General features: G+C 70.6%; 22 protein-coding genes and 1 pseudogene. 13 read left to right on the top strand and 10 right to left on the bottom strand.

From position 1 onward, the window contains the following. Window positions 1–75 precede the first annotated feature (75 nt). Together ABGA98_RS35180 and ABGA98_RS35185 are read left to right on the top strand one after the other, a co-directional pair. Window positions 76–627 (top strand): hypothetical protein, encoded by a 552-nt coding sequence (locus tag ABGA98_RS35180; protein WP_347622744.1) that lies wholly within the window; start codon window positions 76–78, stop codon window positions 625–627. Continuing rightward, window positions 624–1,127, top strand: coding sequence for a hypothetical protein (locus ABGA98_RS35185; RefSeq protein ID WP_347622745.1), 504 nt, complete (start codon window positions 624–626; stop codon window positions 1,125–1,127). The genes ABGA98_RS35180 and ABGA98_RS35185 overlap by 4 nt, the downstream gene beginning before the upstream one ends. Window positions 1,128–1,367: 240 nt before the next feature. Here ABGA98_RS35185 and ABGA98_RS35190 read toward each other — a convergent pair whose 3' ends face one another. Beyond that, complete coding sequence (locus ABGA98_RS35190; protein WP_347622746.1) at window positions 1,368–2,297, bottom strand: helix-turn-helix transcriptional regulator; 930 nt, start codon at window positions 2,295–2,297, stop codon at window positions 1,368–1,370. Between the two features lie 173 nt (window positions 2,298–2,470). On the opposite strand from ABGA98_RS35190, the gene ABGA98_RS35195 reads away from it, so the two are divergent. The 5 genes from ABGA98_RS35195 to ABGA98_RS35215 all read left to right on the top strand — a co-directional run bounded on the left by ABGA98_RS35195 (window position 2,471) and on the right by ABGA98_RS35215 (window position 7,671). Continuing rightward, entirely contained in the window at window positions 2,471–3,163 is a 693-nt protein-coding gene (locus tag ABGA98_RS35195) for an SDR family oxidoreductase (RefSeq protein WP_347622747.1), read from the top strand. Window positions 3,164–3,277: 114 nt separating this feature from the next. Further along, a complete protein-coding gene (locus ABGA98_RS35200; RefSeq protein ID WP_347622748.1) occupies window positions 3,278–3,790 on the top strand; it encodes a hypothetical protein in 513 nt (170 codons plus the stop codon). 374 nt (window positions 3,791–4,164) lie between these two features. Further along, complete coding sequence (locus ABGA98_RS35205; protein ID WP_347622749.1) at window positions 4,165–4,341, top strand: hypothetical protein; 177 nt, start codon at window positions 4,165–4,167, stop codon at window positions 4,339–4,341. Between the two features lie 549 nt (window positions 4,342–4,890). Then, window positions 4,891–6,111: a cytochrome P450 gene (locus ABGA98_RS35210; protein WP_347622750.1), complete on the top strand. Its 1,221-nt coding sequence runs from the start codon at window positions 4,891–4,893 to the stop codon at window positions 6,109–6,111. Between the two features lie 384 nt (window positions 6,112–6,495). Continuing rightward, the gene (locus tag ABGA98_RS35215; protein WP_347622751.1) at window positions 6,496–7,671 is read left to right on the top strand and encodes an MFS transporter; all 1,176 of its coding nucleotides are present in this window, start codon (window positions 6,496–6,498) and stop codon (window positions 7,669–7,671) included. A gap of 98 nt (window positions 7,672–7,769) precedes the next feature. On the opposite strand, the gene ABGA98_RS35220 is transcribed toward ABGA98_RS35215, so the two are convergent. Genes ABGA98_RS35220 through ABGA98_RS35230 form a run of 3 tightly spaced genes read right to left on the bottom strand, consistent with a single transcriptional unit; the run spans window position 7,770 to window position 10,329 of the window. Next, complete coding sequence (locus ABGA98_RS35220; RefSeq protein WP_347622752.1) at window positions 7,770–8,945, bottom strand: FAD-dependent oxidoreductase; 1,176 nt, start codon at window positions 8,943–8,945, stop codon at window positions 7,770–7,772. Beyond that, a complete protein-coding gene (locus ABGA98_RS35225) occupies window positions 8,945–9,145 on the bottom strand; it encodes a ferredoxin (RefSeq protein ID WP_347622753.1) in 201 nt (66 codons plus the stop codon). The genes ABGA98_RS35220 and ABGA98_RS35225 overlap by 1 nt, the downstream gene beginning before the upstream one ends. 17 nt (window positions 9,146–9,162) lie before the next feature. After that, window positions 9,163–10,329: a cytochrome P450 gene (locus ABGA98_RS35230; protein ID WP_347622754.1), complete on the bottom strand. Its 1,167-nt coding sequence runs from the start codon at window positions 10,327–10,329 to the stop codon at window positions 9,163–9,165. Window positions 10,330–10,501: 172 nt separating this feature from the next. On the opposite strand from ABGA98_RS35230, the gene ABGA98_RS35235 reads away from it, so the two are divergent. Further along, window positions 10,502–11,119, top strand: coding sequence for a TetR/AcrR family transcriptional regulator (locus ABGA98_RS35235; RefSeq protein WP_347622755.1), 618 nt, complete (start codon window positions 10,502–10,504; stop codon window positions 11,117–11,119). A 31-nt stretch (window positions 11,120–11,150) separates the two neighbouring features. Here ABGA98_RS35235 and ABGA98_RS35240 read toward each other — a convergent pair. The 4 genes and pseudogenes from ABGA98_RS35240 to ABGA98_RS35255 all read right to left on the bottom strand — a co-directional run. Then, window positions 11,151–11,246: pseudogene (locus ABGA98_RS35240) on the bottom strand (ABC transporter ATP-binding protein); the annotation flags it as partial. Window positions 11,247–11,261: 15 nt separating this feature from the next. Then, window positions 11,262–12,563, bottom strand: coding sequence for a potassium transporter TrkG (locus ABGA98_RS35245; RefSeq protein ID WP_347622756.1), 1,302 nt, complete (start codon window positions 12,561–12,563; stop codon window positions 11,262–11,264). Window positions 12,564–12,912: 349 nt separating this feature from the next. Next, window positions 12,913–14,052: an FAD-dependent monooxygenase gene (locus ABGA98_RS35250; RefSeq protein ID WP_347622757.1), complete on the bottom strand. Its 1,140-nt coding sequence runs from the start codon at window positions 14,050–14,052 to the stop codon at window positions 12,913–12,915. Window positions 14,053–14,068: 16 nt separating this feature from the next. Continuing rightward, entirely contained in the window at window positions 14,069–15,073 is a 1,005-nt protein-coding gene (locus tag ABGA98_RS35255; RefSeq protein WP_347622758.1) for an NAD-dependent epimerase/dehydratase family protein, read from the bottom strand. Window positions 15,074–15,492: 419 nt separating this feature from the next. Between ABGA98_RS35255 and ABGA98_RS35260 the strand changes: the two genes are divergently transcribed. Next, window positions 15,493–15,951: a helix-turn-helix domain-containing protein gene (locus ABGA98_RS35260; RefSeq protein WP_347622759.1), complete on the top strand. Its 459-nt coding sequence runs from the start codon at window positions 15,493–15,495 to the stop codon at window positions 15,949–15,951. 75 nt (window positions 15,952–16,026) lie between these two features. Here ABGA98_RS35260 and ABGA98_RS35265 read toward each other — a convergent pair whose 3' ends face one another. Further along, on the bottom strand, window positions 16,027–17,685 hold the full coding sequence (locus ABGA98_RS35265; protein ID WP_347622760.1) for an ABC transporter ATP-binding protein: 1,659 nt from the start codon (window positions 17,683–17,685) through the stop codon (window positions 16,027–16,029). Next, complete coding sequence (locus ABGA98_RS35270) at window positions 17,682–19,310, bottom strand: ABC transporter ATP-binding protein (protein ID WP_347622761.1); 1,629 nt, start codon at window positions 19,308–19,310, stop codon at window positions 17,682–17,684. The genes ABGA98_RS35265 and ABGA98_RS35270 overlap by 4 nt, the downstream gene beginning before the upstream one ends. 114 nt (window positions 19,311–19,424) lie before the next feature. On the opposite strand from ABGA98_RS35270, the gene ABGA98_RS35275 reads away from it, so the two are divergent. The 4 genes from ABGA98_RS35275 to ABGA98_RS35290 are packed head-to-tail and all read left to right on the top strand — an operon-like array spanning window position 19,425 to window position 23,237. Further along, window positions 19,425–20,459, top strand: a complete 1,035-nt coding sequence (locus tag ABGA98_RS35275) for an ABC transporter substrate-binding protein (protein ID WP_347622762.1) — start codon at window positions 19,425–19,427, stop codon at window positions 20,457–20,459. Beyond that, window positions 20,456–21,469, top strand: a complete 1,014-nt coding sequence (locus ABGA98_RS35280) for an iron ABC transporter permease (RefSeq protein WP_347622763.1) — start codon at window positions 20,456–20,458, stop codon at window positions 21,467–21,469. Before ABGA98_RS35275 ends, ABGA98_RS35280 begins: the two co-directional genes overlap by 4 nt. After that, window positions 21,466–22,467 carry an iron chelate uptake ABC transporter family permease subunit gene (locus ABGA98_RS35285; RefSeq protein ID WP_347622764.1) on the top strand — a complete coding sequence of 334 codons (1,002 nt, stop codon included), beginning with the start codon at window positions 21,466–21,468 and terminating at the stop codon, window positions 22,465–22,467. Before ABGA98_RS35280 ends, ABGA98_RS35285 begins: the two co-directional genes overlap by 4 nt. After that, window positions 22,464–23,237: an ABC transporter ATP-binding protein gene (locus ABGA98_RS35290; protein WP_347622765.1), complete on the top strand. Its 774-nt coding sequence runs from the start codon at window positions 22,464–22,466 to the stop codon at window positions 23,235–23,237. Before ABGA98_RS35285 ends, ABGA98_RS35290 begins: the two co-directional genes overlap by 4 nt. Window positions 23,238–23,260: the final 23 nt, after the last annotated feature.

Here is a 23,260-nt window from a genome sequence, read left to right on the forward strand (position 1 = left end):
CTTACTCTCCTTGGTGCGCTTCACCATGGCTGGGAGGACTTCAGGACGGAGCGGCCCCTGTATGTGTCAGGGACGGTGACGGAGGTCCGGTGGGGCAACCCGCACCCGGAGATCCGGCTGCGGGTGACGGCCCCCGTACGGCTGCCGTCCGGGTTGGCCGAGCGCTCCATTCCGGCCGAATTGGAGGAGCTCGGAGGACGGGACGTGCTGCGGCGCACCCAGGCGTACGACGGCCAGGACGACGAGGTGGTGCTGATCCTCGCCCCGATCGAACGGCTGGCGGCCTGGGGTATGCCGGACCGGGTGAACCAGGGCGAGCGGCTCGAGGCAGTGGGGTACACCCATCGCGAGCATGCGGAGGAGTTCCGGCCGGAGCTCCTGATCAGGCAGGACGGGCGGGCGATCAGGCAGCGCTCGGTGCCTTTGCCGGAAGGCCCTCCCCCGACGTCTCCCGGCTCCGAGACCGGACCCACGGCCGGCGACCACGGCAGCGACGACCTGGCGACCGGCTCCGACATCGGCAGCGGTGCCGGACCATCGCCCTGGCTCGTCGCAGGCGTCCTCGTGGCCGCCGGTACCGCGGTGGTGGTTGTGCGCATCAGGAGGAAAGGCGGCAAGGGGGTATGAGACCGCTCGCCCTTGGTGCGATGGACGTGCTCATGTGGCTGGAGGGAACCTGGGTGGCGGAGTTCGTAAGGGTGACCCCGTGGGTCTACTCCTCCTTGGAGATCGTGCACCTTCTGGGGCTGGCGCTGTTGGTCGGTCCTGCCGCGCTCTTCGACCTGCGGCTGCTCGGCGCGGGCCGGGACGCGATCTCGGTGCCGACGGCGGCACGGCGGCTGCTGCCGGTGGCCCGCGCCGGGCTCGCCGCCGCGGCTGTGTCCGGGACGGCGATGTTCACGTCGGGCGCCAAGGAGATCGCGAGCACCGGCGCCGCGCCGGTGAAACTGGTCCTGCTGGTGGTGGCCGGGTTGAACGTCGCGGTGTTCCACCTCGGCGTCTATCGCCGCGTGGGCTCGTGGGACGGCCACCGCCGCGCGCCGGCGGCGGCCAGGGCTGCGGGCGCCGTCTCACTCGTCACGTGGGCAGGGGTGGTCGCCTGCGGGCGGCTGATCGCCTACACCTGACCGGCCCGCGTTCGACCGGAACTCCCTCGGCGACGTCGAGATCCACGTCGCGGCGGGACCGGGCCGAGCGACACATCCGTCGGTCCGCGTGCGACTGGACGGTGGTGAAGCCGTCGGGTCATACGGTGGTTCCCGTCGAAGACCACACGTTGCAGCGAGGCGCCGCTCGGGACGGCTCCGGTCAGCGTGGCTCCGAGGTGGCGCATGGAGGTACGTACGGCCGGCGTTCCGAGACGCAAGTCAGTGGGGCGGGCGGATGGGTTCCGTGGGTGAGGCCTGCGGCGCTGTCCAACTGGCGAGGAGTCTGAGGCGGTCCTCCGAGGGGGTGCCCGGCTCGGCCGTGTAGATGACCAGGTCGTGGACGGCCCGCTGAGGCAGGGGCAGGTTCAGCGAGCGGAAGGTCATCTCCAGACGGCCGACTTCGGGATGGTCCAGCCGCTTGACGCCTTCGTGACGGATTCGGACGTCGTGACTGGCCCACATGGTACGGAAGTCAGGGCTGAGCGTGGACAGCTCCCCGACGAGCTCACGCAGGGCCCGGTCGTGAGGTGCACGTCCGGCTTCGGCGCGGAGCACTGCGACCGTGGCCCTGGCGCCTTCCTCCCAGTCGACGAAGAAGCCGGAGGAGCCGGGGTCGAGGAAGAAGTAACGGGGGAAATTGGCGCAGCCCCGGTCGCCGGTGGTACCGCTGTCGAACATCGGTGAGTACAGCGCCCTGCACAGCGGGTTGCTCGCGACGATGTCCAGACGGCCGTTGCGTACGAAGGCGGGGGCCATGGTCATGGAGTCCACCATCCATTGGACGGAAGACGGGATCTTGACGTCCTTGCGGCGGTGCGACCTGCGGACGGCGGGGCGAGCCGCTCTGGCCAGATCGAGCAGGTAGGTGCGCTCGTCCTCATTGAGGAGCAATGCCTGCGCGACCGCTTCCAGCACGCTCTCGGAGACGCCGCTGATGTGGCCCTTCTCCAGCCGCGTGTACCACTCGGTGCTCACGCCGGCGAGGGCCGCGACCTCCTCGCGCCGTAGTCCAGGAACCCGTCGGCGTCGGCTGGTGGGCAGTCCGACCCGCTCCGGGGCGAGCTTGGCGCGTCGGCTGGTGAGGAAGTCGCGGATGTCCGAGCGGTTGTCGGTGGAATCACCGGTGTGGTTTTCGGACGGAGGTTCCATTCGTCCACAGTACCCATGGTCCGGCCGATAGAGAGGTTGTGCTTATACCCCCATAAACGCGACCTGGCCTGCCTTCGACGGCGCCGGTTCCATGGGGTCGGCGGACTTGAACGGCACTCCTTCATCGCGGGCCGCCGTCCGCCGATTCCCGTCCACAGCCCAGGAGCATGACCATGGCCAGCAAGACCGTACTGATCACCGGCGCGACCAGCGGTATCGGCGCCCACACCGCGCGGTTGCTCCTCGACCGCGGCCACCGTGTGGCGGTCACCGGCCGCGACGAGAGCAAACTGAAGACTTTCCTCGACGAGGCCGGCCACCCCGACCGGCTGCTGGGGCTGGTCGCGGACGCGGCGGACTGGCAGGCCACCGAGTCGGTCGTGACCCGCACCGTGGAGCATTTCGGTGCCCTCGACGCGGCGGTGGCGAACGCCGGATTCATGTCCGGCGACTCCATCGGGGCCGGCGACCCGACGTCGTGGGCGCCGATGGTTCTCACCAACGTCCTCGGCCCCGCCCTGCTGGCCCATGCCGCCCTGCCCCACCTTGAGGCCGCCGGCGGACGGCTGGTGCTCATCGGCAGCGTCGCCGGGCTGAAGAACTCTCCCGCCAATCTCTACTCAGCCACCAAGTGGGCTACCACCGGACTCGCCGAGAACCTGCGCCTGCACGCCACGACCCGCGGCATCGGTGTCACTCTTGTCAACCCCGGCATGATCGACACCCCGTTCTGGCAAGGCGCCGGCGTGCCCCCCTTCGCCCTGCCTCCCCAGCCCATCGCCGAGGCCATCTGCTTCGCCCTCGACCAGGCGGCAGGCGTCGACCTCAACACCCTGACCGTCCGGCCCATGGGCCAGCCCGCCTGACCAGGCTCGGTTGTCACACCACGCCGCTCACCCTCTCGGAGCTTCCCTTCACCGGTCTGGCCCGCTGAGTATTGTGGGTGTTCAGCAACCTTCCGAAGTGTCACCGAACAGCAGATGGCGCGTGCCAGGCAAGACGCGTCGTACGCTGCGCAGCTTATCCACGAGATTCCAGAGGGCGATGAGGCCCCGCTCGACTCGACGCTGAGCGTCCAGCGCCGCACCTTCTATATCGAGAAGTTCTCATTGGACCTGTGGGAGAGCTTGGTCGAGGAATCACCGGTGAATGTGTTCCTGGGAGAGGACTATCTCGACCTGAGCTGGGACGACGAGGATGACGACGCCTTTGAAGACGACGACGAAGATGAGGAGGAGGATTGTGACCAGGCCATGGAGCTCGATCCGGGACTCATTATCGAGCTGGCCGGCTGGCTGCGGAGCATTCGGTTCGAAGAGGTGTACGACGAATTGCCCGAGATCGGCGAACAGCCCTGCTACCAGGCGATGGACCGGCTCCACGAAGTGACCGACGACCTGGAGAGGCAGGTGTTCGACGAGGTCGCCACACTGCTGAACGTCGACGTGGACGTCCGGTGGCCCGCCAGGCTTTCAGCCACAGTCCGGTCGTGACCAGCCAGGGCAGGGCCAGCAGGGCCGCCCAGGCGATCGCTTGCCAGAACCGTACCGGGGCGGAGCCGGAGAGCTCGACCGCCGCCCATTGGAGCAGTCCCGTCAGTACGGGCAGCACGAAGAAGCCCAGCCACGCCGCCACGACGAGCCAGCCGCCCACGCATACCCAGCGGAACCAGCGCCCGGCCCGCAGATCGCGCGGGTCGGCGGTCCTCAGCTCCGACGCCTCTTCCTCACGCAGCCGGCCGAAGGCCTGCCTCAGGAGGAGCGTCTTGACCCGCCACAGGTCCTTGCACCCAAGCCAGGTGATCAGCACCGCGTACAGGTCGGTACGCAGGAATACCATGCACTGAAAGGCCATCTGGAAGATCAGTGTGTACGCCACCGCGGCCAACACCGGATGCTCGGCGGCCATTCGCCAGCCGAGCACCACCGCCAGCATCACCGAGTCCGCGGCGAGGCCCGCCTGCCACCGGATGAAGAGCCGGGAGGTCACCGGCAGACGCCAGCGGTCCATGCGCACCTGCTCGACCGAGTCGAACAGCACGTGATCGCGCCGCGACGTCGGCGAGTGCGACAGGCGTCTCCCCCGCCTCCGCGCCGCGCAGGTGTCCCCCGGGAGGGCGCCCGTTCGTCGCCTGGACATGAGCGACAACTTCTCCGGCCTTCCGCGCGGGCGGCACAGCCGTGTCGACGCCGGCCCCCAGACCGAGAGCCGAGGGTGAATCGTGCAGGCGGTCCTGGCCGCCTCGTCTGCCCCATCAGGCCTGGCGAAGCTCACCGGCCGAAGGGACGGGCTGATCGTCCTGACATACGGCGTCGGCGCTCCGGGCCTTGTGACAGTGCGGGCATGTGACGTGTGTCATCGATCCCGGGTGTCACACCGCGGTGGGTGCCGGCGCCTTGTGCATAGAGCAGGAATCGCGGGTGAGCGGGCGAGGAGCCAGATATGGACGAGCGCTGACCGGCATCGCAGCCGAAAACCCCACTCAGCCTGCGATGAACACCAACGACGAGCCGGCTGACCAGACATCGCGTCTGGGTTCATCCCGCAGCAGCCGCGAACCAAATCAGCCAGATATTCCACCCGGAGGTCCTTCATGACGAAGAGCGTTACCGGCGAACTCACCGACGTGAAGCTGCCGGTCGAGCGGGGCTGTCCGTTCGCCCCGCCCACCGCCTACGAATGGCTGCGCGAGCAGGCGCCGATCAGCAAGGTCCGCCTGACCAGCGGCGGCGAGGCGTGGTGGGTGTCCCGGCAGGAGGAGGCCCGTGCCGTCCTCGCCGACCCCCGCTTCTCCTCCGACCGGCGCACCGACGGCTATCCGGTCTTCAACGTCGATCCGGCGACCCTGCAGGTGCAGCGCAGCCAGCCGCCGGTGATGCTCGGCATGGACGGCGCGGAACACGCCGCGGCCCGCCGCCCGGTCGTCGGCGAGTTCACCGTGCGGCGGCTGGCCGCGCTGCGCCCGCGCATCCAGGACATCGTCGACCACTTCATCGACGACATGCTCGCCGCCGACCAGCACCCGGTCGACCTGGTGCAGGCGCTGTCCCTGCCGGTGCCCTCCCTGGTGATCTGCGAACTGCTCGGCGTCCCCTACACCGACCACGACTTCTTCCAGACCCGCACCAGCATGATGGTGAGTCTGACCTCGCTCGAAGACCGCCAGCGGGCCTTCGCCGAACTGCGCGCCTACTTCGACGACCTGGTCACCCGCAAGGAGTCGGAACCCGGCGACGACCTGCTCGGCCGGCAGATCGCCCGGCAACGCCAGGAAGGCGCCCTCGACCACACGGCCCTGGTGAGCCAGGCCTTCCTGCTGCTGACCGCCGGACACGAGACCACCGCGAACATGATCTCCCTCGGCGTGCTCGGGCTGCTCACCCACCCGGACCAACTGGCCCTGATCAAGGCCGACCCGGGCAGGACGCCCGCGGCCGTGGAGGAACTGCTGCGCTACTTCACCATCACCGACACGGTCACCGCCCGGGTGGCCACGGAAGACGTGGAGATCGGCGGGGTGAGCATCAAGGCCGGCGAGGGCGTCATCGTCTCGGCCCTGTCGGCCAACTGGGACCCGGCGGCGTTCACCAACCCGGCCAAACTGGATATCGAGCGCGGAGCCCGCCACCTCGCCTTCGGCTTCGGCCCGCACCAGTGCCTCGGCCAGAACCTCGCCAGGATGGAGCTGCAGATCGTCTTCGACACCTTGTTCCGCCGCATCCCCGCCCTGCGGCTCGCCGCACCGACGGAGGACGTTCCGTTCAAGAACGACGCCGTCGTCTACGGCGCCCACGAACTCCCGGTCACCTGGTGAGCAGGACATGATGCGCGTCAGCCTTTGAGTCGGCTCCGGCCAATGCGTCCTGACCGAGCCCGGCCGCGTCTGGATGCACATCACGATCACTGGTCCGTGAGTCCGGCCGAGTACCGACACGAATCCCGGACGCCGGCAGCTTCAACGGCGGCCGACCAGCCAGAACCCGTCTCGGAGGGAGGTGTGGGCGATGCGACGCGACCCGGTCTGGACCTGATGAGGTGATCCCGCGGTGGGGTGGTGGTGTCTGCAGGCAGGCGGGCCACCACCCCACCGCGGGGAGCCTGCGCCCGCCCGCGCGGGTTACCGGAGCATGGCAGGACCTGCCGCAGTGCGGGTTCGTCGAGGGCGGCGAGGACAGTCGAGGAGGACCGGACGGAATCGATGTACGCCAAAGTGCTCGCGATCGGCGAGTTTCGCGGTTTATGGCTGGGCGGGTTGCTGGCGCGAGCGGGCAGCCAGCTGGCGCGCGTCGCGCTGGCCGTCCTCGCCTACGAGCGCAGCGGCTCGGCCGCCGTCACCACGCTCGTCTACGCGATGACGTTCGTGCCCGCGCTGGTCGGAGGGCCCGCGCTGGGCTGGCTGGCCGACCGCTACCCGCGGCGCGAGGTCACGATCGCCTGCGATGTGACCAGGACCGTCCTCATCGGATGCGTCGCGCTGCCCGGCCTCCCGCTGCCCGCGTTGTGCGCCCTGGTCTTCGCCTCCCAACTGCTCGACTCGCCGAGCAGGGCGGCACGCATCTCGCTGACGCCCGACGTGCTGCCCCGCGAGCTCTACCAGACCGGAGTGGCGGTCCACCAGCTCAGCGACCAGGTCGTGACGCTGCTCGGCTTCGCCGGCGGCGGCATCGTGGTGGCGCTGGTCGGCGCGGAGACGGCCATCCTCGTCAACGCGGCCACGTTCGCCGCCGCCGCGTCACTCACCCTCGCCACCGTACGCCGGCGCCCGCCGGCCGCGGGAAAGCAGCCGATCTCCCTGCTCGGCGGGCTACGGCTGGTGGCCGGGCATCGCGCGTTGCGCAGCCTGCTCGGCCTGGCCATGTTGTCGGGCTTCCACGTCATCCCCGAGGCGATCGCGGTGCCGTACGCCGCCTCGTTCGGCCTGGGCACCACGGAAGCAGGGTTCCTCATGGCCGCCCTGCCCGTGGGCAACGTCATCGGCGTGTTCGTGCTGTCCAGATTCTTCACCGAATCGCGGCGGATGGCGCTGATGGCCCCCATGGCGGTGCTGGCCAGCGTGCCGCTGGCGGCCAGCGCGGCGGACCCCGGCTACGTGCCCTTGCTGCTCCTGTGGACGGTGTGCGGGATGCTCACCGGCTACCACGTGGCCGCCAACGCGGAGTACGTGAGGATCGCGCCGCCGGAGAGCAGGGGACAGGCGGTCGGCCTGGCCTCCTCCGGCATGGTCGCCGCCCAGGGGCTGGGCATCCTGCTCGGCGGATTCCTCGTCGAAGCGGCCGGACCGGAGTACGGTCTGGCGATCGCCGGCGCCGCCGGGCTGGCCGCGGGGGTGCCGGCACTGCTGGCCTGGAACAGGGCCGTCAGGGCTGCCACCTAGACCAACGGGGGATCCCCGGGTGAAGTCCTGGCGAGCCGCCGGCGGCTGACATCGACCGTCCAAGACGATCCCCGACAGGGTCGAGCCACATACGAGCCCTAGCCGGGGAACTCGGCCTTGTCGACGATCAGGCGGCGGGCTTCCCGCAGTTGCTTCGGCATGTCGGCCCCGACGGCGCCGACCACCCGGCCGTCGCGGCCGTACAGCGCCACGAATTTGCGCTCGGAAAGATCGCCGTGCCGCACCGCGAGCTCGCAGGATTCGTCGAAGTGGCCCCAGGCCTGCACTTTCAGGTCGTACTGGTCGGTCCAGAAGTACGGGACGCTTTCGAAGGGACGTCGGTCCGCCGGTGCCGCCAGCAGATTGGTCGCGGCGGCACGCGCGTGCTCGGCGGCGCTGGTGCGGTGTTCCACCCGCATCCGGGTGCTGAACAGCGGGTTGAACCAGCTCGCCACGTCCCCGGCCGCGTACACATCGGGCTTTACCGCGCAGTACTCGTCGCAGTCGAGGCGCCCGTCGCTCAGCAACCCGCTGCCGGCCAGCCAGCCGGTGTTGGGAACCGCGCCGATGCCGGCGACCACCACATCGGCGGGTATCCGCTCACCGGTGTCCAGCACCACGCCGGTCACCGCGCCCTGCTCGGAGGTCAACGAGGAGACGCCGGTGCCGCAACGCAGGTCCACACCCCTGTCGACATGCAGTGCGGCCAGCAGCTGCGAAACGGACCCGCCGAGCACCCGCACCATCGGCGCGGCGGCAGGATCGACCATGGTGACCGACAGGCCGATCTCGCGGGCCACCGCGGCGGCCTCGGCGCCGATGAACCCGGCACCGATGACCACCATGCGCGATTCCGGCCGCATCCGCCGTCGGAGTGCCAGCGCGTCGTCCAGAGTGCGCAGATAGTGGACGCCGGCCAGGTCGCCGCCGGGCAGCCGCCGTGGGGCCGCGCCGGTGGCGATGATCAGGCCGTCGTAGTCGACCGGCTCGCCTTCGGCCAGCGCGATTTCCCGCCGGTGCGGATCCAGGCCGGTCGCGGTGGTGCCCAACCGCAGGTTCAGGTCCAGCTCTGTCAGCTGTTCGGCGCTGCGCAGCCGCAGCCGTTCCGGTTCCCACTGGCCGGACAGCAGCTGCTTGGACAGTGGCGGCCGGTCATAGGGCAGATGGGATTCGCTGCCCAGCAGCGTGATCCGGCCGGTGAAGCCGCGTTGTCGCAGGGCGTCCGCGGCGCTGATGCCCGCCGCGGACGCGCCCACGATGACGATCTTGTCCACTAGGGTGATCCCTCGATCGAGATCGCCCGTCCTGGACACACCATGGCTGCCTCCCGGACGGATTCGTGGTGCTCCGCATCAGCGTACGGATGCAACAGAACCGCGATCCCGTCCTCCTCTCGCTGATCGAAGAGCTCAGGGGCGGTGAGCACGCATTGGCCGGCACCGCAGCATTTTTCCTCGTCCAATGTGATCTTCATAACGGCCTCCCTGTCGGTTACCAGGTCACCGGCAGCCGGTGGATGCCGTAGACGAGCGCGTCGCTCTTGAACGGCAGGCGCTCTACCGGGTCCGCCAGTGCCAGGTCCGGGATCCGTGCGAACAACGTGTTCAGCACGATCTCCAGCTCCAGTCGGGCCAGGTTCTGTCCGAGGCACTGGTGGATCCCGAAACCGAAGGCCAGGTGGTGCCGTGCACCGCGGTCGACGTCGATCTGATCCGGCCGCGCGAACACGTCCGGGTCGTGGCTGGCGGCCGCGGCCGCCACGATGACGCCGTCGCCGGCGCGGAAGGTGATGCCGCCGAGTTCGAAATCCTCGACGACCACCCGGGAAGTGGCGTTGTCGACGATGGAGTGGAACCGCAGCAGCTCTTCGACCAGCTGCGGGGTCCGCTCGGGCCGCTCCCGCAACCCGGCCAGCAGTTTCGGATCGTCCAGGAGCGAGGCCACGCTCAGCGAGATCATGTTGGCGGTGGTCTCGTGACCGCCGACCAGCAGCAGCAGCCCGACTCCGGTCATGGTCTCGCGGTCGTAGGCGTCGATGTCGCGGTACTTGTCGATCAGCCGGCTCAGCAGGTCCTCGCCCGGCTCGGCCTCCTTGCCCGCGATCAGGTCGTTGATGTACTGGCGCAACCACAGTGCGGTGTCACGTCGCTGTTCGCCTGTCGAGTTGCGACTGAGAATGATCTTGGTTCTGCTCTGGAATTGGCCGCGGTCAACGTAGGGCACTCCCAGCAGCTCGCAGATCACCAGCGACGGCACCGGCAGCGACAAGGCTTCCACCAGGTCGGCCGGCCGCGGTCCGGCGAGCATCTCGTCGATGGATCGGTCGGTGATCCGCTGGATCTCCGGCCGCATCTGCTTGACCCGCTTGACGGTGAACTCATTGGTGATCATGCGCCGGTGCTGGGAATGCTCCGGCGGGTCCATGGCGACGATCGTGCCCTTCAGCGGCACCGAAGCCACCCCGGGAACCAGCTGCGGAAAACCGGGGTTCGCGCGGTTCGAGCTGATCTTGTCACTGGACAGGAACTCCCGCGCGAAGGCGTGCCCGGTGATCAGCCACGCTTGCTTGCCGTCCTGCAGGGTCACCCGCGAAATCGGTGCCTCCTGTCTGACTTGCGCGTACTGCGGCGGCGGACCGAACGGGCAGGAGCGGGGCATCGGGAATGCCGGAGGAGTCTGAGTGGCGGAACTTGTCATGATGTCACCTCTCGAAATAAGAAACCCTGGGTTCCTTACGTCGAGGCTAAGCTCAGCGATGAGGGAACGCAAGGTTTCTTAAGGAGTTGTGATGCCGAACACACCGAGGACGGACCCACCGGCAGGTGAGGCCATGTCACGCCGCCGGGGAGCCGAGCTCGAAGACGCCATTCTGGACGCGGCTCGCGAGGAGCTGGCTGAACTGGGTTACGCGAAGTCCACAATGAGGGGTATCGCAAACCGGGCCGGCACCAGCAAGGCCGTGTTGTACCGCCGTTGGAGCAGCCTGCCCGAGCTGTTGCTGGACACGCTGAGAAACCAGTTCGACAACGTGCCGGTCCCCGATACCGGCGATCTGCGCGACGATGTGTTGGAGCTGTTGCGTCATGCGCAAACGAACCTCAGCAACACCCGCCGCGACACGGTCTCCGGACTGATCGCGGACACGGTTCACGACCCGCGACTGGCACAGCGCCTGCGGAACCTCATCGCTGACTCGACCCTGTCGGGTGCCATGTCCACGGTGCTGGAGCGTGCGGCCGAGCGTGGTCAGATCCCGCCCGGCCCCTGGCCGCGACGAGTGATAACCCTGCCGATCAGCCTGCTGCGGGACGACTTCGTGGTCTTCGGAATCTGGCCTTCCGATGCCGACCTGGCCGCGGTCACCGACGAGGTCTTCCTTCCTCTGCTGGGTTACGCGTCCGGCGCGGTTCGGAACCGCGATCGTCCGTCGAGCGAGCATCAAGGGTGATACACGTCACTGATTGACCTTGTCAGTGGGCGAGCAGATCGATGGCCTCCCCGCCGGACAGCGTCGGCCACAGCACGACGTCGCCGGGCGCGTACGCCGGCCGCCGATACAGCTCGACCGCGTCCCGCCCGGCCGCGTCTCGTCAGCCGGTGATCACTCTCTCCTCGGGGAGTTCGTAGCGGCGGGTGCGCTGTTTCAGCGCGAGCGCCGAGCCCAGCGTCAAAGGCCCGATGCGGCCGACGAACATCAGCAGGCTGAGCAGCACGTGCCCGGCCAGCGGGGTGCTCGCGGTGATCCCGGTGGACAACCCGTTGGTCGCGAACGCCGAGATCACCTCGAACAACACCCGGTCGAGGCCGTAGGAGGTGATCGTGAGCATCAGCAAGGTCGAGACCATGACCAGGAAGACGCCCAGCAGGCTGATGGACAGCGCCTGACGCTGCGTGGCGGCGGGCAGCCTCCGGTGGCCGATGTTGACCTGGGTCTCGCCGCGCAGCTCGGCCCAGACCATGAACAGCAGGAAACCGAACGTGGTGACCTTGATGCCGCCCGCCGTGCCCGCGCTGCCACCCCCGATGAACATCAGCACGTCGGTGACCAGCCACGACGACGGGTTCATCTGACCGATGTCGAGGGTGTTGAACCCGCCGGAACGCGGCATGACCGCGGCGAAGAAGGCCGACAACAACTTGGCGGAGTCGTCCAGCGGGCCCATCGTGCCGGGGTTGCGCCACTCGGCCCCCAGGAACGCCACCATACCCGCCCCGATCAGCAGCACGCTGAGCCCGACGGTGACCCGGGTCAGCAGCGACCAGCGGCTGGGGCGCCGCCAGTGGCGCAGCAGGTCGAAGACGACCGGATAGCCCAGCCCGCCGACGATGACGGCCACCGCGACGGTCAGGCAGATCCACGGATCGGCCACGAACCGCATCAGATTGTCCGGCCACAGCGCGAAACCGGCGTTGTTGAACGCCGACACCGCGTGGAAGACCCCCAGGTAGGCCGCCCGGCCCGCCGGCTCGTCGTACCCGACGATGAAGCGGACGGTGAGCACGACGGCCACGACCGCCTCGCACACCAGGCTGAACAACACCACCTTGCGCAGTACCTGACCCAGGTCGGCGGCCACCACGGACTTCGTCTCCAACTGCGCGGACAACCGGGCCCGCAACCCCACCCTGCCGGAGACGATGACCACGATCAGCGTGGCGAGCGTCATGATGCCCAGCCCACCGACCTGGATGAGCAGCGCGATGACCACCTCACCGAACACCGACCAGTGCGTGGGCGTGTCGACCACGATCAGACCCGTCACGCAGACCGCGGAGGTGGCGGTGAACAACGCGGTCAGCCAGTGTGAGGAATCACCGTCGACGGTGGCCGCCGGAGTGGCCAGCAGCAACGTGCCGGCCAGCACCGCCAGCCCGAAACCGGCGGTGATCACCACGGCAGGGTGCCTGCCTCGACCGGGCAGGGCCGAGCGCCGCCGTATCATGCGGCCTCGTGCTCTCCCCGGTCGCTGCCGGTCTCTCTGTTGCTCATGAGTGCCTCCGTACGGCCACGTGATGAAATGCCGCCGACCAGGCTTCCCGGCACACCGCGCCACACCGTAGCGCAGGCAGCGACCTGCCCGCACGGGGAGAAGGTCAGCGCGCCAGGCTCGTCCACCCCGCCAGAACCGACGTCGCATCCACGGACCAGCGGCAACCGCCGGGCATCACGCGGGGCCGGGCCGAGCCGGCTCTGAGAGCAACGCCCGACCGACCCCGGCCAGGTCGCCGGCCGGCTCAGCCCTAGGTGAAGCGGCGGATTATGTAGCGGCGAACCGGGGGCAGGGAGGCCAGCCGCAGAGGTAGCAAGCTCAACCACAGCAGGAGGGGGCTGGTGGGAGCGTAGACGCCTTTGACGCGGCGGCCGAGTTTCTGCTTGCGCTCGGCTTCGGGTCGGATGGCCGCCTCCCACGCGGCCAGCGCGGCGGGGACGTCGCCGGGGTGGGCGGCCAGTTCTGTCCCGAGGCGGTCGGCGCCGCCGACGGCCAGGGACGAGCCGTACCCGGCGAAGAGGGTGACGCACCAGGCGGCGTCGCCGAGCAGCACCACCCGGCCTTTGCTCCAGGACGCTGCGACGACCTGGCTGATGGTGTCGAAGTAGACCGACTCGGCCCGCTGAAGTCCGGCCAGGGCTTCGGGGATGATCCAGCCGAGGTCGCCATAGACGCGCTGCAGTTCGGTGGTCACGTCCTCGCCCGGGCGGGCGTGGCTTGTGCGGTAGCCGAAGAACGCGACGTTGCGCCCGTCGGGGATGCTGATGACCGCGACGGTGCGGCCGCCGGATGACAGGGTGCCGGTCGCGCCGGTGGCGATGGTGGCAGGGCGCTTGTCGAGCATGTAGACGGCGACCTTGTGCTCCAGGTCGAGCAGGAAGTCCTCTTCCGGGCCGAACAGCAGGGCGCGGGTGGCCGAATGCAGGCCGTCGGCGCCGATCAGCAGATCGCCCTCCTGCGTGGTGCCGTCGGTCAAGGTCACGCGTACGGTGTGCGCGTCCTGGTCGACGGAGGTGAGGGTGGCGCCGAAGCGGATCTCGGTGTGGTCGCGCACCTTCTCGTACAGGACGGCTTCGAGGTCGCCGCGCAGGATGGTGATCGAGCGAGGGCCGGTGGTGGCGGCGATGGTGGCGCGGTCGAGGGAGAAGCGGCGTTCACCGTTCGGCTTGTGGTAGACGAGTTCGTCGGTGATGAAGCCCTTTTTGAGCAGGTCGGGCAGGATGCCCATACGTTCGGCGGCGTCGTAGCCGATGCCGCCGAAGGCGACGGCGTAGCCGCCGCCGCGCCGTTCTGGGGCGCGTTCCACGATGAGGGTCTCCCAGCCGATCTGGTGCAGACGCAGGGCAGTGGCCAGGCCGGCGATGCCGGCTCCGATGATGATGGCGCGCATGACAGGGTGTGCTTCCTTAGTGCGAGAGGTGGTCGAGTAGCCGCTGTTCGGCGGCGGCGTCCAGCCAGGTGTCCGGGGAGGGGGCGTCCGCGCGGGGTGCCGGGTCGCCTTCGGCCTGCAGCCACGTCCACGTGTCGGCGAGGGTCTCGCGCAGCGGGCGGGTGGTGAGGCCTTCGGCCAGGGCGGCGCTGACGTCGGCGTCGTGCATGCCGCTTGGCGCGCTGCCGTCGGGCAGCCGCAGCCCGAACTCCATGCCGAGCGGCAGGCCGTACCGCAGGAGCAGCTCCGGCTCGGCCCACACCAGTTCGGTGTCGCAACCGGTGACCTCAAGGGCCGTGGTGAGCAGGTCGCCGAGGGTGATCGCCCCCGGTGGGCCGGTCGTCGTGAAGGCTCCGCTCAGGCCGCGTTCGGCCGAGCGCAGCAGCCAGGTGGCCAGGTCCCGGACGTCGATGTATTGCAGGGGTGTCTGCGCGGGGGCGGGTGCCAGGACGCGCCCGCCCTTTTCCAGGCGGCGCAGCCACCACGGGATGCGGCCGACGTCCTCGTACGGGCCGAGAATCATCCCGGCTCTGGCCAGCAACGCCGCCTCGGGGAAGTACTCAAGGACGGCGAGTTCCCCGCCGCGCTTGGCCGCGGCGTAATCCGCGTCGTCGGTGCTCCCGGGGTCGCCGTCGACCAGGGGCGCCCGCTCGTCGGCGCCCGCGGGCCAGGGCCAGCGGTGCACGCCACGGCTGGAGACGTAGCCGTAGTGCCCGACCCTGCCGGACAGCAGGCGGGCGGTGTCGCGCACCACGCGGGGAGCCCAGGCCCAGGTGTCGATGACCGCGTCCCACTCCTGGCCGTCCAGCGCCCGCCGGACCGCCTCGGGGTCGGTGCGGTCGGCGATCAGCGGCCGCACGCCGGGCGCGGGGGCGCGGCTGAGACCGCGGTTGAGCGTGCTCACATCGTCGCCGCGCTCCAGTGCGCTTTCTACGACGGCGCGGCCCACGTGGTGGGTGCCGCCGAGGACAAGCAGTTTCATGACACTCCTGGGGTGAGGGGCAGCCAAAGGGCTGACGGGTGATAGTGGTCGTGGAAAATCTCGTGCTCGGACGCGCGCAGGCCCGTCCCGGTCGCGAGCGGCTCGCCGGTGCCGGGGTTCGGCCCGCCGGGGAGTTGGGCGCGGCCAGCAGCCGCACACACCATCGGCGGCCGGGATCTCCACATCTCGCCGCACGCGCACCTGGTGACGCAGGGCGGGCGCACGCCGTACAAACGGCTGAGCAGGGTCATAGCCGGTCAACTCCCTGTCGACGTGGAACTGGATGTCACATCGCCGACCAGGCTTCCCGGCACACCATCGAACCTCCCGCGAGAGGCCGATGCTCCAATATACCGAATTTTCAGAAATTTCTGAAGCGTCGGGGCGTTCGATATCCTTGCTTGCGCAAGGAGGCATACGTGAACGACAGGCATGAGCAGTGGCAGGCGGCTGAACGGCTGGCCCTGACCCTGATCGAAGGCGGGCTGCAACGCATGTCCGCGCGCACTCTGGCGGTCTTCCTGTTCACCGACCAGGAGGGTGTCACTGCCGGCGAGATCGCCGACCGGTTGGAGGCCAGCGCGGGCTCGGTCTCCGGCGCGATCAAATCCCTGCTGACGGTCGGCCTGATCGAACGCCTGCCCGCGCCGGGGAGCCGCCGCGAGCACTACCGGCTCCGCGACGACGCCTGGGCAACCCTGTTCTCCAGCCAGAACACCGTCATCCAGGCCGTGCTCCATGCCGCAGCCGCCGGGATCGCCGCCACCGAAACCGGCGATCCCGCCCATCAGCGACTGACCCAGATGCGCGCCTTCTACGCATTCTTGCTCGACGAACTCCCCGCCCTGCTGAACCGCTGGCACCAGCAGAACACCTGACCCAGCCTCACCTGGGCGCGGGACACCGGCTCGATGATGATCGTGCCCGCGACGATCCTGGCCCCCGCGGCCGCCTCACATCTGGCCTGCGAACAGGTGGGACAACCGCTCGCCGAGCTCGTCGTAGGAACCCTCGGCGGCGACGCGTCCCTCTTCCAGCAGCACGATGTGGTCGGCTTGGCGGATGGTGGACAGGCGGTGGGCGATGACGAGCGTGGCCCGTCCGGCTGCGGCTTGCCGGAGCGATTCGAGGAGGCGGGCCTCGTTGTCGGGGTCGAGGTTGGCCACCGCCTCGTCCAGCACGAGCACCGGCGCGCCCGTGGCGAGCGCCCGGGCGACGGCCACCCTGGCGCGCTGGCCACCGGAGAGGGTGGCGCCTCGCTCGCCGACCGGCAGCTCCGGATCGATGGTGAGCTGGGCGGTGCGCAGGGCGCCCGCCGCTTCGGCGTCGGGGGCGCCGAGCCGGACGTTCTCCTCGATCGTGCCCGTGAACAGGCGCACGTCCTGCGGCACCACCGTGACGTGCCGGTGCAGTCCGGCGATGCGCGGCAGCGGCACGCCGCCGACCAGGATGCGTCCGCCGTCCGGGTCCCAGTAGCGCAGCAGGAGCGACACGCAGGTGGACTTGCCCGCTCCCGAGGCTCCGGCCAGGGCGACCGTCTTGCCGTACGGGATGCGGAAGGACACGCCGCGCAGCACGTCGGGGCCGTCGGGCGTGTACCGGAAGCGCACGTCCTCGAAGACCACGTCCGGCCGGTCAGCCACCTGGAGGGGCTCGCGCGGCGGGGACACGTTGGCGGGCGCGGTGACCAGCGTGTGCACGCGGCCGGCCGCGGCGCTCAGCGTGCCGTACTCCTTGAGCAGCAGCGCCACCTGCGCCGCCGGGCCGAGCGCGCCGGCGGCCAGCACCATGGCCACCGGGGCGTCGGCCGGGCTCCGCATCGCCGTGGCGACCAGGAGCAGCGTCCCGGCCGCCGCGACGGCGAGGAGCAGGTCGGTGAGGGCCGCCTCCAACCCGCCGCGCGCCGCGTTGGCCGCCTGGGCGCGGGCCAGCCGGCGGGTCTTGCGCGCCAGCAACTCTCTGCGGCGTCGCAGCGCCCGGAAGGCGGTGAGCTCGGGCAGGCCCTGGACGGTGTCGATGACGTCGGAGGTCAGTTCGGCGGTGGCGGCCCGCAGCTCGTCGCCTTGCCGGCGTGAGGCCTTGCGGAACCACAGCGGCACGGCCACGACGCACGCGGCCAGCGGAAGCGACACCGTCAGCAGCAGCGGATCGATCATCGCCGCGGCGACGCTGCCGGCCACCAGCACCGTGCCGGCCGTGATGAGCTGTGCCAGGGTGTGTGCGAACAGCCATTCCAGGATCTCGATGTCCGAGAGCACGGCCGCTGACAGGTCGCCACTGCGGCGGCCGAGCAGGCGGGCCGGGGCGATCCTGGCGATCGCGTCGTACACCTGGCCTCTGAGCCTGGCCAGCACCAGGTACGCCAGGTCGTGCGCGACGTAGGTCTCCCACCAGGTGGCCAGCGCGGCGACGGCGACCAGCCCGCCGAGCACGGCACCGGCCAGGTCGGGTGGCGCGCTCTGCCCGCTGATCGCCCGGCCGACGAGCCACGCGCCGGTCACGCTCGCACCGAGTACCGCGAGTTGCCCGAGCAGGTTCGACACAAGGGTGGAGACGAAGGCGCGGCGGTGCGCGCCGACGGCGCCCGCGAGCCAGCGGATCGACAGGTTCATGTCACGGTCTCCAGAAGAGTGCCGTTCTCCAGGGTCACCACGTGGTCGGCCTGGCGGATGGTGTCGGGCCGGTGGGCGATCATCAGGCAGGTACGGCCGCGCCGCACCTCGGACAGGGCCTGCTCGGTGCGGGCGTCCACGTGCGAGGTGGCCTCGTCGAGCACCAGGACGGGGGCGTCGGCCAGCAACGCCCGCGCGATGGCAAGGCGCTGGCGCTGCCCGCCCGACAGTGTCGCCCCGCGCTCTCCCAGCGGAGTGTCATAGCCGTCGGGCAACGCGGCGATGAAGTCGTGGGCGGCGGCCAGCCGGGCGGCGGCGACCAGGTCCTCGTCGGCGGCGTCCGGTCTGGCCAGGCGCAGGTTCTCGGCGACGGTGCCGTGGAAGAGGTAGGTGTCCTGCGCCACGACGGCGACGCCGCCGCGCAGGGCGTCGAGCGTGAGGTCGCGCGCGTCGATCCCGCCGATGCTGATCCTCCCCTCGTGGGGGTCGTGGTGACGTTGCAGGAGGGCGGCGAGCGTGCTCTTGCCCGCGCCGGACGGGCCGGCCAGGGCGACGGTGCGGCCCGCCTCGACGGTGAAGGAGACGTCGCGGACGGCGGGCTGCCGGGAGCCCGGGTAGGTGAAGGTGACGTGCTCGAACGTGATGGCGGGCGCGTCGGGGAAGTCGCGCCGCGTTCCCCGGTCCTCGACGGCCGGGGACGCCGCCAGCAGAGCCTCGATGCCGTCGACCGCCGTGATCCCGAGATATCCGGCGTGCCAGGCGTCGGAGAGGCCCTTGACCGGGCGGAAGCACTCCACGGCGATCAGCAGGACCGCGAACACCTCCCATGCGCTGTCCGCGGTCGTGGCGGCGAGGATGGCCGTGGCCGTGCCCGCCTGCACGAAGAACGTGCTGATCCCGGTCTCCACCAGCGAAACCCTGAGCTGGCGCATGGTGGTCAGGTAGAGGTCGTGGGCCCGTCCGGCAAGCCGCGCGCCCAGCGTGCCGACGGCGCCGAACGCGCGCAGCGTCGCCATGCCCTGCATCGCCTCCAGGTAATCGGAGGCGAGTGCGGCGAATGCGGCCCACCGGCCGCGCCCCCGCCGCAGCAGCGTGGCGTCCCAGAACCGGGGAATGATCAGGACCCCGGCCACGGCCACGGCCAGGACCGCCGCCGCCGGCGCGTTCACCGTGAACAGCCAGCCGACCAGCGCCACCGGCACGCAGAAGGTGACGACGACCTGCGGCAGGTAACGGCTGAAGTACGGGTCGAGCCCCTCCACACCCTCGACCAGCGTGGTCTGCACGTTGCCGGTGCGCGTGCCGGTCAGGTGAGCGGGCCCGAGCCGGCTCAGGTGGACGATCAGACGGTCGCGCAACCCGGCCCTGATCAGCCCGCCCGCCCACACGGTCACGGCCTGCCTGGCCCACAGGAGCGCCGCCCGTGCCGCGATCACGGCCAGGGCCCAGGCCAGCAGGCGGACCGCGGTCATGGCATCACCGCGCACCAGGGCCGCCAGGGCCGTGGCGAGCAGGACGGCCTGGGCGATGTACGCGGCGCTGACGGCCAGGCCCAGCCCCACGCAGGCCGCGATGGGCCCGCTCACGCTGCCGGCCAGGTGCAGCAGCCGGCGATGGACGATCACTTGTTGTCCTTCCGATCCGTTCGAGGCATGGGTTGCCCTTGATGCGAACCGAGCGTAAATGATAACTATTTTCACTGTCTAGGATTGATAATGGTTTTCACAACTGGAGGTCCCATGCGCCGCGGCGCTTTCTTCCTCGGCGGGCAGCGCTTCTGGCCGGCGATGAGGCGGTCCCTGCTCGCCGTCGTTCCGCTCGCCCTGGTGGCGTCCTGTGTCCAGAGCGACTCCCGCACCGGTACCGCCGCTCCGGCGAGCCCGCGAACCGCCACAGCGTCCGCCACAGCGTCCGCCACGATGACGGCCGCTCCGGTCAGCGCGGCCCTGACCGTCACCGATCCGCACGGCAAGACGTTCACGCTGAAGAAGAAGCCCGAGCGCGTGGTGTGCCTGACCGGCCTGTGTGACGACGCTCTCGTCGAGCTGGGCCTGGCACCGGTGGCCACCACGACGCCCAAGCTGCTCGCGCGCCCCGACTACCTGGGCGCGAAGGGCGCCGAGGTCCCGGTCATCCCCGGCAGCTTCGGCGGCGAGGACGTGGCCAAGATCGCTGAGGCGAAGCCGGACCTGGTGATCGGGCTGGCCGGGGTGCACGACCAGCTCAGGACCGCCGTGGAGAAGTTCGCGCCGCTGTGGGTGGTCCAGGTGAAGTCGTACGACGACTCGATCGGCTACCTGCGCGCGCTCGCCCAGCTCACCGACCGGGGGCAGCAGCAGGCGGCAGCCGAGACCCGCTTCCGCGCCAAGCTCGCCGACGGGCTCGCCAAGGCCAGAGCCGCAGGGCTGGACAAGAAGCCGGTCCTGGCCATGTACGGCGGCACCTCGGTCGGGGTGAACACCACCGAGGACGTGCTGGGCCACTTCATGTCGCAGTTCTTCGCCTACCCCTGGCCCAGCAAGGGCGGCGGCTTCGAGACCGCGCAGGCTTACAACATCGAGGAGATCCTGGCCAAGGCGCCCCAGGTCATCTTCATCCAGTCCTTCGGCACCTCAGTCAGCGAGCACTACAAGGACAACCCGGTGTGGAAGCGCGTGCCCGCCGTGGCGGCGGGCAAGGTGCACGAGGTGCCGACCGAGCTGTGGGCGTCGGGCCGCGGCACCAGGGCGTTCGGCATCATCCTGGACGAAGCGCTGGCCAAGGCCGCCGGATGAGCACTGTGCTCGACGGGCGCCCGGCGGACACCGCCGGGCGCCGCTTCACGCTCGCGCCATGGGCGGCCGGACTCGGCCTGGCCGCCGTGGCGCTGGCCGGCTTGTGCCTGGGCACGCCCTCCGTGTCCCCTCAGGACCTCCTGTCGATCGCACCGGACTCGATCGCGCACGTCGTGGTCTGGGAGCTGCGCGTCCCGCGCGTGCTGATCGGCCTGCTCGGCGGCGCGGCCATCGGCACGGCCGGACTGCTTCTCCAGGAGTCGCTCAGGAACCCGCTCGCCGTCCCGGAGATGCTCGGCGTCTCGACCGGCGCCGCGCTGGCCGTGAGCGTGTGCGTGGTGTGGACGCTGCCAGTCCCGCCCTCGCTCTACCCGCTCGCCGGCCTGCTGGGCGCCGCGCTCGGCGGGTTGGCCACGCTGGCCGCGGCCAGGTCCGGGCGCGGCGCCGGCGGCGTCCTGCTGATCGGCGCCGCCGTCTCGACCGGCATCCAGGCGCTGCTGCTGGCCGTGATGGCCACCGCCGATCGCCTCCAGTACGACATGCTCTTCCGTTACCTCGTCGGCAGCCTGTCCGGCCTGATGTGGGAGCAGGCCGCCAGGACGCTGCCGTGGTTCGCCGTCGCGATCCCGCTCGTCGTACTCTGCGTCCCCGCGCTCGCCCTGCTGCGGCTCGGCGACGACGCGGCGGCCTCCCTCGGCAGCCGGGTGAACCGGGCCCGGCTGGGGGTGCTGGCGGTGGCGACCTTGCTGATCGGCGCCGTCACGGGCCCCTGCGGCCCCATCGCATGGGTGGGGTTCCTGGCGCCGGTGGTGGCCAGGCGGCTGCGCCCGCACGCGGGAGTCCGGGGTTGGCTGCCGTGGTCGGCCGCGCTGGGCGCGCTGGTCACCTTGACGGCCGACGTGGCCGCGCGGCTGGCGTTCGCCCCGGTGGAGACCCCTCTGGGCGCGTGGACGGCGCTGGCCGGCGTCCTGACAGGGGCCGTCCTGCTGCGAAAGCGGGCCTCCGCATGACGCTCACGACAAGGCCGGCGCCCGGCGTGCGAACGGCCGGGTTCGGCCGGGCAGCCACGGCGGCGGCGCTGCTCGCGGCGGTCGCGGCACTGCACCTGCTCGTCGCCGGGCGACCGGTCGACGCGGTCGCGGGCCTGCTCGACGGCGCAGTCGACGGCCACGCCGAGAGGATCGTGTGGGAGCTCGGCGTACCGAGACTGCTCACCGCGCTGCTCACCGGCGCGGCGCTGGGCGTGTCCGGGTACGTGCTCCAGGCGACGCTGCGCAACTCGCTGGCCGCGCCCGAGTTCTCCGGCGTGAACCCCGGCGCGGTGCTCGGCATCCTCGGCGGGCTCACCCTCGGCCTGTTCCCCGCCGACTCCGCCGCCGGAGCGCTGCTCGCCGCGCTCGCCGGGGGCGCGCTTGGCGGCGGGGTCACCTGGCTGCTCTCGGCAGGCCGCGACCCGGCCAACCTGGTGGTCCACGGCCTGCTCGGCAGCGCGCTGCTAGCAGGGCTGACCACGATGCTGCTGGCCTACCAGCCCAGCAGGTTCGGCAACGCGCTGCGCTGGTTGATCGGCTCGGTGGAAGGGCGGGTCTGGGAGCACCTGGCCTTCGCCTCCTGGTGGATCGCCGGCGGCATCGCCCTGGCGTGGGCCTGCTCCGGGCTGGTGGCCGTGCTGGCGCCCAGCGACGACCACGCCGCCTCGCTCGGCCTGCACCCCGCCCTCGGCCGGGCCATCGCGCTGACCGTGGCGATCGCGCTGACCGCCGGCGCAGCCAGCCTGGCGGGGGCCATCGCCTTCGTCGGCCTGGTCGCCCCGCACGTCGCCCGCAGGCTGGGCGGCCGCGTCCTGACCGCCGCCGTCGTCGGGGCCCTCGCGCTCGCCGGCGCGGACTGCCTCGCCCAGCTCGCCGGGCATCACCTCAACGGCACGCACCGGCTCGGCGTCCCGACCGGCGTGATCACCGCACTGGCCGGCTCCGCCGTCCTGATCAGACTGGGAAGATCTCAATGAGTGTCATCGTCCAGGACCTGCACTTCTCGTACGCCACCCGCCCCGTCCTGGCCGGGATCGACCTGACCGTCGAGCAGGGCGAGTTCGTCGCCCTGGTCGGCGTGAACGGGTGCGGCAAGAGCACGCTGCTGCGCCTCGTCGCGGGCCTGCTCAAGCCGTCATCCGGCCGGATCCTGCTCGGTGAGACGGAGCTGGTGTCCCTGTCGCGCCGGCAGGTGGCCCAGCGGCTGGCGGTCCTGCACCAGACCCTGCCGCCGGTCCCCGCGCTCACCGTCCGCGAGCTTGTGCGGCAGGGCCGCTACCCGCACCGGGGTCCGCTGGGGCTGCTGTGGGAGTCGGACTCCATGGACGAGGCGCTGGAACTGGCCGGAGTCGCCCACCTCGCCGACCGCGTCCTCGACACGCTGTCCGGCGGCGAGCGCCAGCGCGTCCGGCTCGCGCTCGCCGTGGCGCAGAACACCGGCATCCTGCTCCTCGACGAGCCGACCGCCCACCTGGACATCCGCCACCAGTTGGAGGTTCTCGAACTCGTGCGCGCCCTGCGCGAGGCCCGCAGCCTCACCGTCGTGACCGTCCTGCACGAACTCGACCACGCAGCCCGCTTCGCCGAGCGCATCGTCGCACTCCACGAAGGGCGGGTCTGGGCCGACGGCAAGCCGACGGACGTGATCACACCGCAGCTCTTGGCCGACGTGTTCGGCGTGGCCGGGCGAGTGGTCGTGGACGACCTGCACGGGACCCCCCGCTGCCTTCTGGACGCGGCCCTCTGACTCAGGGCCGCGCGTGCTCGCAT

It is taken from the genome of Nonomuraea sp. B1E8 (assembly GCF_039871515.1).
Lineage (GTDB): Bacteria > Actinomycetota > Actinomycetes > Streptosporangiales > Streptosporangiaceae > Nonomuraea.

What these genes read in the sequence shown, in the direction of transcription:
- ABGA98_RS35185 (WP_347622745.1), top strand. Translation starts at nt 624, where the DNA reads ATGAGACCGCTCGCCCTTGGTGCGATGGACGTGCTCATGTGGCTGGAG.
- ABGA98_RS35190 (WP_347622746.1), bottom strand. Translation starts at nt 2,297, where the DNA reads ATGGAACCTCCGTCCGAAAACCACACCGGTGATTCCACCGACAACCGC.
- ABGA98_RS35195 (WP_347622747.1), top strand. Translation starts at nt 2,471, where the DNA reads ATGGCCAGCAAGACCGTACTGATCACCGGCGCGACCAGCGGTATCGGC.
- ABGA98_RS35200 (WP_347622748.1), top strand. Translation starts at nt 3,278, where the DNA reads ATGGCGCGTGCCAGGCAAGACGCGTCGTACGCTGCGCAGCTTATCCAC.
- ABGA98_RS35210 (WP_347622750.1), top strand. Translation starts at nt 4,891, where the DNA reads ATGACGAAGAGCGTTACCGGCGAACTCACCGACGTGAAGCTGCCGGTC.
- ABGA98_RS35215 (WP_347622751.1), top strand. Translation starts at nt 6,496, where the DNA reads ATGTACGCCAAAGTGCTCGCGATCGGCGAGTTTCGCGGTTTATGGCTG.
- ABGA98_RS35225 (WP_347622753.1), bottom strand. Translation starts at nt 9,145, where the DNA reads ATGAAGATCACATTGGACGAGGAAAAATGCTGCGGTGCCGGCCAATGC.
- ABGA98_RS35230 (WP_347622754.1), bottom strand. Translation starts at nt 10,329, where the DNA reads ATGCCCCGCTCCTGCCCGTTCGGTCCGCCGCCGCAGTACGCGCAAGTC.
- ABGA98_RS35235 (WP_347622755.1), top strand. Translation starts at nt 10,502, where the DNA reads ATGTCACGCCGCCGGGGAGCCGAGCTCGAAGACGCCATTCTGGACGCG.
- ABGA98_RS35250 (WP_347622757.1), bottom strand. Translation starts at nt 14,052, where the DNA reads ATGCGCGCCATCATCATCGGAGCCGGCATCGCCGGCCTGGCCACTGCC.
- ABGA98_RS35255 (WP_347622758.1), bottom strand. Translation starts at nt 15,073, where the DNA reads ATGAAACTGCTTGTCCTCGGCGGCACCCACCACGTGGGCCGCGCCGTC.
- ABGA98_RS35265 (WP_347622760.1), bottom strand. Translation starts at nt 17,685, where the DNA reads ATGAACCTGTCGATCCGCTGGCTCGCGGGCGCCGTCGGCGCGCACCGC.
- ABGA98_RS35275 (WP_347622762.1), top strand. Translation starts at nt 19,425, where the DNA reads ATGCGCCGCGGCGCTTTCTTCCTCGGCGGGCAGCGCTTCTGGCCGGCG.
- ABGA98_RS35280 (WP_347622763.1), top strand. Translation starts at nt 20,456, where the DNA reads ATGAGCACTGTGCTCGACGGGCGCCCGGCGGACACCGCCGGGCGCCGC.
- ABGA98_RS35285 (WP_347622764.1), top strand. Translation starts at nt 21,466, where the DNA reads ATGACGCTCACGACAAGGCCGGCGCCCGGCGTGCGAACGGCCGGGTTC.
- ABGA98_RS35290 (WP_347622765.1), top strand. Translation starts at nt 22,464, where the DNA reads ATGAGTGTCATCGTCCAGGACCTGCACTTCTCGTACGCCACCCGCCCC.